This is a genomic window from Paraburkholderia sp. MM5477-R1 (genome assembly GCF_050436385.1).
Lineage (GTDB): Bacteria > Pseudomonadota > Gammaproteobacteria > Burkholderiales > Burkholderiaceae > Paraburkholderia > Paraburkholderia tuberum.
The window spans coordinates 2,311,160-2,323,983 of sequence record NZ_JBNDMC010000007.1; the positions used below are offsets into that span (position 1 = coordinate 2,311,160).

The 12,824-nt window shown below is 60.2% G+C and carries 10 protein-coding genes; 3 read left to right on the forward strand and 7 right to left on the reverse strand.

Annotated elements, in window-relative coordinates; all coding sequences use genetic code 11:
- Positions 1-88: 88 nt before the first annotated feature.
- Positions 89-223 (forward strand): hypothetical protein, encoded by a 135-nt coding sequence (locus tag OKW35_RS39760; RefSeq protein ID WP_429491875.1) that lies wholly within the window; start codon positions 89-91, stop codon positions 221-223.
- 1,094 nt (positions 224-1,317) lie between these two features.
- On the opposite strand, the gene OKW35_RS39765 is transcribed toward OKW35_RS39760, so the two are convergent.
- The 5 genes from OKW35_RS39765 to OKW35_RS39785 form a co-directional block, all read right to left on the reverse strand.
- On the reverse strand, positions 1,318-2,442 hold the full coding sequence (locus OKW35_RS39765) for a porin (protein ID WP_429554921.1): 1,125 nt from the start codon (positions 2,440-2,442) through the stop codon (positions 1,318-1,320).
- Positions 2,443-3,248: 806 nt separating this feature from the next.
- Positions 3,249-3,959: a TetR/AcrR family transcriptional regulator gene (locus OKW35_RS39770; protein ID WP_184063074.1), complete on the reverse strand. Its 711-nt coding sequence runs from the start codon at positions 3,957-3,959 to the stop codon at positions 3,249-3,251.
- Between the two features lie 595 nt (positions 3,960-4,554).
- The gene (locus tag OKW35_RS39775) at positions 4,555-5,520 is read right to left on the reverse strand and encodes an NAD-dependent epimerase/dehydratase family protein (RefSeq protein ID WP_429491871.1); all 966 of its coding nucleotides are present in this window, start codon (positions 5,518-5,520) and stop codon (positions 4,555-4,557) included.
- A 24-nt stretch (positions 5,521-5,544) separates the two neighbouring features.
- On the reverse strand, positions 5,545-7,161 hold the full coding sequence (locus tag OKW35_RS39780) for a flavin-containing monooxygenase (RefSeq protein WP_429554922.1): 1,617 nt from the start codon (positions 7,159-7,161) through the stop codon (positions 5,545-5,547).
- Positions 7,162-7,726: 565 nt separating this feature from the next.
- Positions 7,727-9,262 carry a class I adenylate-forming enzyme family protein gene (locus tag OKW35_RS39785; RefSeq protein ID WP_429554923.1) on the reverse strand — a complete coding sequence of 512 codons (1,536 nt, stop codon included), beginning with the start codon at positions 9,260-9,262 and terminating at the stop codon, positions 7,727-7,729.
- A gap of 270 nt (positions 9,263-9,532) precedes the next feature.
- Here OKW35_RS39785 and OKW35_RS39790 point away from each other — a divergent pair, with 270 nt between their 5' ends.
- A complete protein-coding gene (locus OKW35_RS39790) occupies positions 9,533-10,210 on the forward strand; it encodes a nitroreductase (protein ID WP_429554924.1) in 678 nt (225 codons plus the stop codon).
- A gap of 271 nt (positions 10,211-10,481) precedes the next feature.
- Positions 10,482-10,670: a hypothetical protein gene (locus OKW35_RS39795; protein ID WP_184063084.1), complete on the forward strand. Its 189-nt coding sequence runs from the start codon at positions 10,482-10,484 to the stop codon at positions 10,668-10,670.
- Between the two features lie 92 nt (positions 10,671-10,762).
- On the opposite strand, the gene OKW35_RS39800 is transcribed toward OKW35_RS39795, so the two are convergent.
- Positions 10,763-11,524, reverse strand: a complete 762-nt coding sequence (locus OKW35_RS39800; protein WP_429406380.1) for an SDR family NAD(P)-dependent oxidoreductase — start codon at positions 11,522-11,524, stop codon at positions 10,763-10,765.
- Positions 11,525-11,606: 82 nt separating this feature from the next.
- On the reverse strand, positions 11,607-12,725 hold the full coding sequence (locus tag OKW35_RS39805) for an NADH:flavin oxidoreductase (protein WP_429554925.1): 1,119 nt from the start codon (positions 12,723-12,725) through the stop codon (positions 11,607-11,609).
- Positions 12,726-12,824 lie beyond the last annotated feature (99 nt).

Here is a 12,824-nt window from a genome sequence, read left to right on the forward strand (position 1 = left end):
TTAAACATGTCTCCTCCGGCGCGAAGACGCACTCGACTTCGCAGACTCCGTCCTCTGCATCCTGAGCTGGCGCATCTTCTGGCTCACGATGATCAGCCGCGCAGTTCCACAGGCCACGCCCGAAGCGGTATTCACGAAAACGGAAATCGAGTTACTGGATCGCCTGGATCTCGCCTGGGCGTTCATCGAAGCTGCGGCGTGCGACTTATTACATGATGCGTGATGACCAACCATTCGAGGTAACGCGATGCTTTAGCCAGGTTTGGCGGGAGACTGAGAGCCCGGTAGAGTCGTTGGTCCGAAACCATTGAGTTGATTGTGCCCAGTCCCCGGCCATCCCGCTGCTGCGAACACCGAGACGCCCAGGTCATGAGCCGATAGCTGTCTGGTACCGCCATGCGGGCGACCATGGAATTGACATGTATCCCTCTGGACATTGGCCCGGCACCGACGATTCTCTGGAGCTCGACTGAGCCAGGGGTGAATACCGGAAAGCGGAGGTTCACCTTGATCCCGATGAGTGACTGGTGCGGATCAGTTCCGCAGCCAGACGACGAGAAACCGGACGCGCCACCAAGCTTCGCATTGCCAGGATGGCCAAAAAAAGTACGCGATGCAGGGCTCGGGTCCTTGAGGGGAAGATTTATTCACTTACTCCAGTCTTGCAATGGGTGACAACTCCGCGGACCTGCGTAGGCTTCACTCCGTCTGGCAGCGATGGCCGGTTTCAAGGTCAAACGATCATGCGCTCACATGAGGTCGTGGCCGCAAATCGGCCATGGTGGATATCCGCTGCATTCACCCGTCACGGATCGCTGGATCGGCCTCCCCATAACTCCATTCGAATCCTCTGCCAACCCGCTTTACCGTGCCCGCCGATGTTTCCGCGAAATGCGCGGCAAATACTGTCGCGCCCGTTTCTAGTGAGAAGCGGCAGACGATGTTGATGAGCCTGAGCAGCGGTCCACCGCCTACGGACATGGCGGACAAACGCAGGCCGGGCCAAGCGCGCTAACGGAGGCGCGCGCTATGGTTGACAAAACGGGGGGCGTTATTAGCGCAAGCGTGCTTTCAACACGCGATCGCAGTCGCCGGCCATCAAGCCGCGAAGTCGCTCGAGCTGCGCGCCACGTTGAACCTCCTGCGCCTGTGGCAAGCACAAGGCAAGAGTGAGGCGGCCCGCCAGCGGCTCGCTGGAACCTATGGCGCTTTCACGGAAGGCTTCGACTCCACCGACTTGCGAGAGGCGAAGGCGTTGCCCGAAGAGCTATGAGCTGTCTCGTGCAATCGCCACGATGCAAGCCGGGGGCCCTCGCCTCAGAATTTCGTCCGCATCCCCACCACCCCGAACACTTGCGTTTTCGTGCTGGAAGGCGACAGCGAATAGATCTGTGCGAACTTTGCATCGCCGGCCGCGCGCTGGTAGGTGCCGACGAGAAAGAGGTCGGTCCGCTTGCTCAGGAAATAATCGAGCCCGACATTGATCTGATGCCATTTCGGGTCGACAGGTTGTGGGTGATAGCTGCCTGATGTGTAGATGTAGGCCGCGCCGGCGAGCAAGTCGGGTAAGACATAGTCCACCAGCGAGACCTCGAAGTTGTTCAGGTCGAGCCTGGACGTATCGAGGTAGTCGAAGCGCGACTTCGTATAGAGCACGGACGCGCTTGCCGCGCCGAACTTATAGGCCCCGCCTGCGCCGAACATCCACTGTTTGGCGACGCCTGCGCCGGTCGCCGGATTAGTGATGAACGGCGAAGTGAAGCCGTAGTCGCCGGAAACGGCGCCGCCGGTGTTATTCGGATCGTTCGGCTTTGTGACCTGGTTATAGGCCGCGCCGAGCGACAGCCCGCCGTTGTGGTACGACACGCCGGCGCTGTAGCTGCTGTTGTCCGAGAACCCGTCAGCCTTGTTCGAGAAGCCATACAGCGCGGCGACTTGCAACCCGCGATAGTCGAGACTCTTGAACTGGACAGCGTTGTTGATGCGGAACGTGTCGAACACGTTATCGTTGTCGCCGATATGCGTGCCGTAGGCGGCGAACTGGCACGCCGACTCGTAGCCATAGAGGGTTGCGGCGCCGAGGTCGTATTGCCGCCCGATCGTGAGCGTGCCGATCCTATCGGACGACAAGCCGACGAACGCCTGCCGCCCGAACATGCGCCCGCCCTGCCCAAGCGATCCATTGGTGATACTGAAGCCGTTCTCCAGCGTGAAGATGGCATGCAGCCCGCCGCCGAGGTCCTCGGTTCCCTTCAGTCCGAAGCGTGGCGCCTGCATCGGGCCGTTTGCCACGTACCATGAAGAGGCGCCTTTCTGATTATTCGCATAGGCGATACCTGTCGAGATCAAGCCGTAGAGGGTCACGCTGCTCTGGGCACTCGCCAGCCCGGCGAAGCTCAGTAGGCCCGACGCAACAAGAAGATTGGCCAATTTAGATTTCACGCGTCTGTCTCCATTCCATTTATTTAGTAAGACTGACTACCGTCTCTATGCCGACGGATTCACATTCCGCCGTGTTCTGAACGAGCCGATGACGCCCCCTGCGGTCTATGGCCATCCGGCGCGACATCTGTCGTTCAGTGCGGTTCGCGCGTGCCGGCTTCCGCGCAATTCGTCATCGCCTCAACTGTTTGGCGTGGGCGTAACCGCCCACCTTGCGGCGCAGTTCCTAGCCCTCCCTGGCAAGAACGCCATGCATTCTTCGGCAAGTCGCTGAGGGTCAAGAGCGAGACCTTGCTGTGCCACCGCAGCGGGCGTTTGGAAGTCCGGCCCATTGGTAGCCATTAGAGCCTATCGGCGCCCATAAGTAAATTGCAATTCACTTTTGGTTTACCCGAACTGTGCTGCCAGTAACGACCTGCGAGTTTGTGCTGCGCAGACGCGAAGAATCGGGGGGTGAACCGTTAGACACTGCAGCCCGTCGCAATACACGAAGCGCAACGATAGGCGTCAGTCGAAGTTGAGTTGAGCCACGAAAGACGGACTCTTTTCTTGGATGAGGGGAATGTCGGCACGGGCAAGCTTCGAAAGCCTCGTGCGACGGATATCCAGGCGGAGATGTGGAGTTCGTGAAGACTGGGCGCACGCCCAGACAATTGGTGCGCGAGTTCTCGAGCCGACAGCAGAGGATCACCAACTGGGTGGCGCAGCCGGTCCCCGAAACATCCATGCGCTGAACGCGACTTCGCGCGTCGCCTCCGGCCCCCCATGCATTTCGAGGCCTCAACCACTACATAAGATTCGCCGGCTCAGCGGCGCTCCGATTTTGCACGACGCCGCACCGGATCGCGGCCGGGTTCCTTGTCTGCGGGAGACGCGGCTGTTGTCTCAGCGGCGCCGCCTCTCACACCGTTCAGGACCAGTCGAGTCAGTACCTCAATAGCCGCCCCGTCATCAATCAGCCGGTCTGGGAAGTCACCGGCGCGCGCAGTCCAGTTGTAGCCGGTGTATTCGAGCATCGAACACAGTGCCGAAGCAATCAGTTCGCTATCGAGCCCGGCGCAATAGCCTTCCTTTTGGAGGAGCTTGATCACGCTCGACATGCCTCGTATGCCCTGTTGCCTCACACCATGCCACGCACGAGCGAACTCACGATCCGCCATCGACATCTGAAATGCTGCAGTTGCCACAGGCCAGTCATCGCGATAGATCTTCCAGAACGCACCTAACCGCTCTTTCAGGTGTTCAAGCGGGTCCCCACGCGTGTTCAAGGGGCGGTTTACTTCTGCCTTGAGGCGCGTGCGAAATTCGTCAAGCAGCTCGTGCAGCAGTGCTTCCTTGCTTGGATAGTATTTGTAGAAGGCACCCGGTGAGCGGTTGACGCTCGCCATGATGTCGGCGATTTTCGCGTTCGAAAACCCATCTACTGCCAACGCGCGCTTCGCCGCAAGCTTGATCGCTTCTCGCGTCGTATTGCCCTTCGGTGTCCGCCGGGTCGCCGGCTCGATGAGTTCGTCCATAACGAGAACAATCGTCCATTAGTCTGACCGGCACTTGGCCGGAATATTCGTCAATTGCGGCTTCCCGCTGTTCAACGGCTTTTCGACATCACTCAGTCTCGAGGAATCCAGGTCACGCCGGGGCGCCCGCCCCCCCCAGATTCAACGCCCGAGTGCGTGTCAAAGCGCCGCCTGAGCCGCATGGATCGGGAGTTTCCGCTGACGTCCCCGGGACGCGTAATTGTAATTCAGATTCACTTTCGTCGGCATCGAAACCATGCACGCCCTTTCGGCCATGCCGAGAGCGTCTAGCCAGGACTGGCGGGTAACGGCGGGGACGAACACCGTAGAATTTACTGTTCACTTTTGGAGGTGCGGTGCTTTGACTCGGACGTCGGGAAAGCCAGCCGCGTGATGGAGTGCTCAGGGCGGTCAACTGCCGGCAGGATGGGCAGGCCATCGAAAGTGGCGGGCTCGAGAAACTCGGCCTGCCGCGGGAACGTGAGGTCCTCATGCGCGGCGCGGATTACTCGGCCACCGAAACTCCGGTGGCCGCCACCGCGTGGGCCGGCGGCCCACTGACCTCATCGCCTTGCGCTGCTCTCAAGCACGAAAATCAGACGTCGTGGGATTGCAGCCATTGCACATAATCAGCAACGCCGGTCGCAACCGACCATCGTGGTTCATAGCCGAGCGCACGCACGCGCGTTATGTCCAGATAGCGTTGGTCGCTCGAAGGCCCATGAGGGTGCAGCGGCAACGGCGGTATCGCGCCTGGGAACAGCGCGTTGACTGCATCAGCGAATTCGTCCAGCCGCGTGGTTTTGCCACTGCCCACGTTGTAGACCTTGTGCTCCGGGGCAATCGCCTGGTGGACCAGCGCCATGCCGTATGCATGGTCCTTGACATAGTTGAAGTCCCAAGCCATGTCCGCGCATGGCAAGCGCCCTTTGTCCGAGGTCAGATCCATGGGGACGCCGCGCACGGCGGCGTGAACCATCCGCGCGACGACATTGATCATCTTGTTGTAGAGCGGCCCGTATGTGCCGTCGATTCTCACGATTCGGATGTCGAGGTCCGTCTGGCGCTGAAAGATGGCGGCGATCGCCTCGAGCAACTTCTTGGGCCCAGCCTGAATATAGTGATGGTCCTTCTGTTCAGTGATGGCGATCGGCCCGGCCTCGCTATACGGATAGTATTTTGAGTCCAGGCCCCAGTAGATGTCGCTGGAACTCGTGATCGTCAGCTGTCCGACATTCATGATTCGACAGGCTTCGATCACATTGAGCGCACAAGCCGTTCGTAAATGGACTTCACGCGCCGGCGACATCGATTTTGGGGCATACCCCGACGCGTCGAATACCTTATCGGGCTTGATACGGGCAATCGCATCGAAGACGTCATAGCTGACCGTCAAATCAATTCGTTCCTGCTGCGGGGCCTCTCCGAAAAACTCCCTGAGTTCCGCAGGCGAGCGTTCTGCTCTCGCACCTGCAATCACAATCTCTTCGCCCCTCGCGGCAAGCTCGCGCGCGACATGCATCCCTATGAAGCCAGTACCGCCCAGGACAAGCGTTTTCATTCAGGACTTCCTTTTATCCGTTTTTCAGGAGAGCACGAACCCGCGGTATCCGGCATCGGCCACCTCGTTCAGAATCTTGCGGTAAGCCGGTACCCCGCCCACGTAGGGCATGAAGATTCGAGGTTTGCCGGGAATATTGGCGCCGACGTACCACGAATTGCCGCGTGGGTAGAGGGTGCGATCGGCCACCTCGTTGACGTGGTGAACCCACTCGTTCTCCGCCTCGAGGTCGCAAGCGACGTAGGCCCTTTTGGTCTCACGCGCGTGCTGAATGAGCCGAGTGACCCAATCGACGTGCTCTTCGATGGAGTGCACGACGTTGCTGAGCACCGATGGGCTGCCGGGCCCCGCGATGATGAACATGTTCGGAAAGCCCGCGCACGATACGCCCAGGTAGGTGCGTGGACCGTGCTGCCACCTTTCCCCCAGCGTCACGCCTCCGACTCCGCGGATGTCGATGGCACGCAGCGCACCCGTCATGGCGTCGAAACCGGTCGCGAACACGAGGATGTCCAGCTCATACGCTTGGGCGCTCGTGCGCAGCCCACGCGGTGTCACTTCCTCGATCGGCGCAGCCTTCACGTCGACCAGCGTCACGTTGGGGCGGTTGAATGTTTCGTAGTAGCCGGAGTCCACACAAAGGCGCTTCGTGCCGAAGCGCAGCTCCTTCTTGGGGCACAGCAGCTCGGCCACATTCGGGTCGCGCACGATCGCACGGATCTTGGAGCGCACGAAGTCGGAGACATACTCGTTGGCTTTTTCATTGACCAGCAGGTCATTGAATGCGCGGAGCATCCGGAATCCACCACCGGCACCGCGCCAGCGGAACTCGAACTCGCGCAGCCGCTCGTCTTCTGAAACCTCGAGGGCCGATTTGTCGACTGCCTCCAGATACAGGCCGTTGTTGGCTTCTCTCGCGCGAGCCCGCCGCTCACGGTAGTGGGCCTTGGCATGGCGGACGGCCTCATCGTCGAGCGGCTCGTTCTGCGCCGGCACGCTGAAGTTGGCGGTGCGCTGGAAGACTGTCAAATGGTCGGCCTGCTCCGCGATCAACGGAATCATCTGCACACCGCTAGAACCGGTGCCTATCACCCCTACCCGCTTGCCAGTAAAATCCACGCCCTGTTTCGGCCAATCGGCGCTGTGATACCAGGTGCCGGCGAAGCTGTGCAGGCCCTCGAAATTCGGGGCTTGCGCGATCGAAAGGCATCCAGTGGCCATAACACAGAACTGCGCGTCGAATGACTCGCCCGCGTCTGTCTCCAGGGTCCATCGCTTTGCCCGTTCGTCAAATACTGCCCGCGTCACACGCGTGCGAAACTGGACGTCCCGCCGCAGGTCGAATCGCTCGGCGACGTGGTGGATGTAACGCAAAATTTCCGGCTGTGTCGCGTAGCGCTCGCTCCAGGTCCATTCCTGTTCGAGCTCCTTGTCGAAGGAAAATGAGTAGTCGAGGCTTTCTACGTCGCACCGCGCGCCGGGGTAGCGGTTCCAGTACCAGGTGCCGCCGACGTCCTCGCCGGCCTCGATCACGCGGGCAGTCAGGCCCGCCTTGCGGGCGCGGTGCAACTGGTAGAGGCCGGCGAAGCCGGCCCCGACGATGACGACATCAAGCGACTTTTGTTGATTTGATGCATTCATTACGGGGTCTTCCGATTCAGGTTGACAAAGCAGTAGCGCGCTGCGATCGCACCTCAGGAGCATCGGGCGTTCGATGCAGCCCGCCTGCGCGGCGCTATCTTCGAGCAGCCCTCCTCCCCACGCGGCGCCTAAACATCTGTCCTGAAATCCTCCGATTTCGGTGCGCGGTGATGGGTCCAGCGCGGCCCATGAAACGTATTACAATGCATGGCGCACAAAAAGTAAATCCAGATTCATTTATCGGAAACCCTTATTTGAAGTGATGGTAGCTTCGTCGAACTGGCGCTTGGTTAGCCGACCATGCCGCCCCTTCACCGCGGGAGAGACGCGGCCATGCGTGCAGACCAAAGCGAGAGGCGATCAAGCAGCGCGCCATGCGCGCGACATCGATGGCTTTGCCGCCGCGAAGGCCGCGGACGTCATGGCGCAGGCGGATTCACCCCCCGGTGGTCCTACTATTTCAAGATGAAGGAGTCGATCAGCAATGCGTCATACGCCGCAGCCAACCAAGGTCTGAGGACAAGTAACTTCAGTGGGAGAAATTCCGTCCGATGCGGTTTTCCGGCTAACCGGCTCTGCTCTTTTCAGCGGCAAGCCACGCTTCCCGCAGTTGGTTCTTTTGAACTTTGCCGATACTTGAAAGTGGTAACGGCTCGCTGCGGATGTCGTAGCTGCGTGGAACCTTGTAGCCGGCAATCTGCGCCCGGCAATGTGCGTCCAGTTCTGAGATGCTCAAACTCGCGCCAGGTTTCGGAACAACCGCGGCATGCACCCGATCTCCCCAGCGCTCATCGGGCAGACCCAAGACTGCGCAGGCGTCTACCGAAGGGTGTGAAGCCAACGCGTTCTCGACTTCGGCGCAATAGATGTTCTCGCCACCACTGATGATCATGTCCTTTATCCGATCGACGATGTACAGAAAACCGTCCTCGTCTAGATAGCCCGCATCACCGGAATAGAGCCAACCGTCAACGAGCGTCTGGGCGGTCTTCTCGGGCGCCTTCCAATAACCGCGCATGATAGCCGGGCCGCGCAGCAGGATCTCGCCCGCTTCCCCCGGTTTGCATGGGCGAGATTGATCGCTCCCAATACGGATCTCAAAGCCGGGCAACGCCTGCCCTGCCGATTTCAGTTTTCCCGCCTTGGGGCCGCTCAAGACATGCCGGTCGGGGGGCAAGCTACAAATGCCTCCGCATGCCTCGGTCATTCCATAGAACTGGTTGATCCGCGCATTGGGAAAGGCCTGCAGCATTCGAGCAAGCAACGCCTGCGATATCGGAGCAGCACCGTACTGGATCGAGCGAATTCGCGATAGAAGCTCGTCATCGCGCTCGGGCCCGTCCAGGACCATCGCAACCATCGTTGGGACGAGCTGAACGTGCGTGACACCATCGTCGCGCAGGCGCCGATAGAAAACCTCCGGCTTGAATTGCGCTATGAAGCTGTGCGTGCCGCCGCCAAGCGTCACAGCCAGCCCATTTGCAAGGTCTCCCAAATGGAACATCGGCGTCGAATGGAGATAGACCGTGTCCTGGTTGTACCCGAGTTCGCGATGCAGGCTCATCGCGGCGAAGCTGAAGTTCAGGTGCGTCAACTCCACTCCCTTGGGCAGTCCGGTCGTCCCCCCTGTGTAGCAGATCCCGGCTAGCGAATTGAGGTCACCGCAAGCATCCTCAACACGCGGGTGCTCGAGCATCGCCGCATACCGCGCGTCGTCGAAGCGGATGAATTCCTTTAGAGACGGCAGAACCTCAGCCATCCGCGCTCCGAACTCCTCGAACGACTCGTCGCTGAACAGCAGCACGGAATCGGAGTGCTCCACGATGTGGCGAAGCTCCTCGAAGGCCAAACGCGTGTTGAGGGGAACAATCACTCCGCCCGCCCACCAGATCGCCATCAGGAGTTCAAAATAGCGAGGCGAATTCCTCGCCAGCGTGGCTACCCGATCACCGCGCTCGAGCCCCGCAGATTGCAGGGCGCCAGCCAGCGCTGAGACTCGTCCCAACAGCTCGGGCCAGGTGCGCCGTTCCTCACCACTGGAAATGGCCAGCCCTTTTGGACAAATGCTCGCCGCTCTGCGCAGCGCTGCCGTCGACATCATAAATGGCGCTCCATGGTCGTAAAAACTGAAGATTCAGTCGAACAGGCGAACCCGGATTCATGGCCGAAGCCTCGCCGCACATCCGAAGCCGAAAAGGTGGTTTGCCGCAAGCCGGTCCGCTTCCACAGCGAATTGTCTCACCATCCATCCTTAAAAGTAAATCGTGAATTACCGTGGAAAACCCTACCACATTGGTGCTGTTGCTCCGTTGCACTAGCCCAGATTTGCGTGTAAATTCTGATTTACTTTAAACGACCATTCTTCAGCGTCATGACCCGCCCGCCGAACACACTAAACAATTTGATTTCTCGTCGACACACCTGCAGAGCCTTTCTGCCGATTCCCGTCGCGCGCAGCACCATCGAGTCCATCCTGGAGGCCGCGCAGCGAACACCTTCGTGGGGCAACGTGCAGCCCTGGCAGGTGACCATCGTTTCGGGTGACGCCGCCGATACATTCCGGGAGGCGTACACCCGCTTCGCTCAGAAAAACGAACCGATTGCGCCCGACTTTGAATTTCCGCAGTCCTATGAAGGTGTCTTGAAAGATCGCCGTCGGGAATGCGGCTGGCGGCTCTATGAAAGCGTGGGCGTCAAAAAGGGCGATCGCGAAGGCTCGGCGCGTCAAACGCTGGAGAACTTCCGTTTTTTTGGCGCTCCACACGTGGCGATCATCACGACCCACCGTTGTCTCGGCACGTACGGTGCCGTCGACGCCGGCGCCTACCTGGCGAACTTCATCCTTGCGGCACAGGATCTTGGAGTAGCCTCTGCGCCGCAAGCAGCCTTGGCCTCGTATCCACAGTTCATACGTTCCCATCTGGGTATTTCCGACGATCGACATGTGGTGGTTGGCATCTCTTTCGGGTACGAAGACACCGCTCACGCAGCGAACAATTTCCGGACGGGACGTGCTCCACTCGATGAAGTGGTGACCTGGATCGATTGACGCCGGAGAAAGCGGGAAGCTGCCCCTGCGCGCCGATATCGGCCGTTCCGAACAGCGACCGCATGAACACGAACTCCGATGCGTCGAGACGCTTTTGGGCATGAGGGGATTGACGTCCAGCACCGCTGGGGCGTCGATCAGCGCAAAGCGGCCCTGCGGCGCGATCCATTCCACGATGTCGGCGAGGTGTGCATAGGTGTTCGTCGTGCAGAACACGAGAGCCGGTGGCGCATTGAGCGACAGCGCCTCGACCCCTGGCCGGTGATGCCGAATGATCGACGACAAGATGTGCGCCGAGCGACCGAACCCACTCGATCGTCTCGGGCCGCGAGGCGGTGGCGATGACGGTGATATCGGTCAGGACGCGTGCAAGTTGGACGGCGATCGAGCCGACGCCACCTGCGCCGCCGACGATGAGGAGCGCCCGGGCCGCACCGGGCACACTCCTATTCACGTCTAGGCGATCGAACAGTGCTCTCAAGTCAACTGGCCTCCCCGCTCTCCAAGCACGTTGTCTCGATCCATGATTCTGGATACCGGGCGGCACCGCGATCAGCGGGGGACTTGCCCGCCATCGACGGTGAAGGTCTGCCCCGTGATGAACGACGCTTGGGATGAGTTGAGGAAAAGCACCATGCCAGACATTTCCTCAGGCTCCGCTGGGCGGGCGAGCGGGATGGTCTGCAACAATCTTTGACTGAACTCAGCGTCTTCCAACCAACCCTTGGTCATGGCAGTGGCGACCAGGCCAGGAGCGATGGCATTCACGCGGATGCCCTGAGTGGCATAGTCGAGCGCGGCTGCCTTTGTAAGACCGATCACGCCATGCTTGGCGGCGACGTAGGAAGACGTGTTCCGGCCGGCGATTAGCCCGGCCACTGAGGCCGTGTTGACGATCGAGCCGCCCCCCGCCGTCAGCATGTGCGAGATCTGATACTTGAGGCAGAGAAACACGCCGCGCAAGTCGATCGAGATGACCTTGTCGAAGTCCGCGACCGACATTTCGGCGAGGGGGGTGGCTGTCGGCAGGATGCCGGCGTTGTTGAACGCGCAGTCGAGGCGGCCGTAGGTATCGACCGTGGCCTTGACGAGGGCTTCGACCGAAGCAGGATCGCTTACGTCGGTCCGCACGAACAAGGCCTCGCCGCCAGCCCGCTTGATCTGCGCAACGGTTTCCGTCGCGCCCTCGTTGACGTCTCCGATCACGACCTTCGCGCCTTGGCCGGCGAACGCTTTCGCGGTCGCTTGTCCGATCCCGGTAGCGCCGCCGGTGATCAGCACAACTTTATCCGTGTAGTCTAAAAGGTTGGGCATTTCCTTCATCCATAGGAAAGTATGAAGTCCGAATAACGACAAGGACGGGTTCCAAGAATGTTCCCCGTCCTCGAACTCACCATCAGACCAATTCGGCGAGCGCCGCTGCGTCGAACCCTTTCAGCGCGCCGTATTCGCCGTGTTCGACCTTTTTGACCCAGCTTGGGTCGTTGAGAATGGCTCTGCCAACGGCGATCAGATCGAATTCGTCGCGTTCCATTCGCTCGACGAGACGGTCCAGGCTCGCAGGACTCGATCCCTCGCCGGCAAAAGAGGTGGCGAAATCCTTTTCAAGCCCGACCGATCCGACGCTGATCGTCGCGGCACCCGTCACCTTCTTGGCCCAGCCGGCAAAATTTAGCCCATTTTCGCCATCGATCTCAGGAAACTCGGGTTCCCAGAAGCGTCGCTGCGAGCAGTGCAAGAGATCGACGCCGGCTTCAACCAGCGGCAGTAGCCAGTCCTCCATGATCGCCGGGGTCTCGGCGACGCGCACGCTCAAATCCTGCTGCTTCCACTGACTGAACCGCATGATGATCGGGAAATCCGGACCGACGGCCTCTCGCACGGCAGCGACAATCTCACTTGCGAAACGGGACCGCTCCTTGATCGTCGGCCCACCATAGCGATCGGTCCGCTGGTTGGTCCCCGACCAAAAAAACTGGTCGATCAGATAGCCATGGGCGCCGTGGATCTCTGCCGCGTCGAAGCCGAGCGCTTTGGCGTCTCTTGCCGCCTTGGCGAAGGCGGCAACCGTATCAGCGATGTCCTCTTCAGTCATAGCCACGCCGCGAGGGTTGCCGGGCGCGACTAGCCCGGATGGGCTTTCGACCGGCGCATCGGGCTCCCAGTTGTTGATGTAACGGGTGGAACCGGTGTGCCAGATCTGCGGCGCCATGCGTCCGCCTGCGCCGTGGACGGCATCGATCACATCTTTCCAACCGGCTAGCGCGGCCTCGCCATAAAACAACGGAATGCCGCCGTCGTTGCGTGATGCAGGACGGTCAATGACCGTCCCTTCGGACAGAATAAGCCCCACGCGCCCTTCCGCCCGGCGCCGGTAATAGATGACGTTCGCGTCGCCAGGCACGCCCTCGGGGGCAAAGAGCCGCGTCATCGGGGCCATGACGATCCGGTTCTTCAGGTTGAGCGAGCGGATTGAGAAGGGACGAAACAGGGTGCTGGTATCGGGGTGAAACATTGAAGAGGCTCCGTTGCAAACAAAGGCATCATGGTATATGTTTGATACCTGCCGTCAATTAGGCACCTGAAGTCGCCCAGGTGTATCGAAGGAAACCAC

Excerpts from the sequence above, each read along its gene's own strand:
- OKW35_RS39760 (WP_429491875.1), top strand. The coding sequence starts at position 89 with ATGATCAGCCGCGCAGTTCCACAGGCCACGCCCGAAGCGGTATTCACG.
- OKW35_RS39770 (WP_184063074.1), bottom strand. The coding sequence starts at position 3,959 with ATGGACGAACTCATCGAGCCGGCGACCCGGCGGACACCGAAGGGCAAT.
- OKW35_RS39775 (WP_429491871.1), bottom strand. The coding sequence starts at position 5,520 with ATGAAAACGCTTGTCCTGGGCGGTACTGGCTTCATAGGGATGCATGTC.
- OKW35_RS39780 (WP_429554922.1), bottom strand. The coding sequence starts at position 7,161 with ATGAATGCATCAAATCAACAAAAGTCGCTTGATGTCGTCATCGTCGGG.
- OKW35_RS39785 (WP_429554923.1), bottom strand. The coding sequence starts at position 9,262 with ATGATGTCGACGGCAGCGCTGCGCAGAGCGGCGAGCATTTGTCCAAAA.
- OKW35_RS39790 (WP_429554924.1), top strand. The coding sequence starts at position 9,533 with ATGACCCGCCCGCCGAACACACTAAACAATTTGATTTCTCGTCGACAC.
- OKW35_RS39795 (WP_184063084.1), top strand. The coding sequence starts at position 10,482 with ATGATCGACGACAAGATGTGCGCCGAGCGACCGAACCCACTCGATCGT.
- OKW35_RS39800 (WP_429406380.1), bottom strand. The coding sequence starts at position 11,524 with ATGCCCAACCTTTTAGACTACACGGATAAAGTTGTGCTGATCACCGGC.
- OKW35_RS39805 (WP_429554925.1), bottom strand. The coding sequence starts at position 12,725 with ATGTTTCACCCCGATACCAGCACCCTGTTTCGTCCCTTCTCAATCCGC.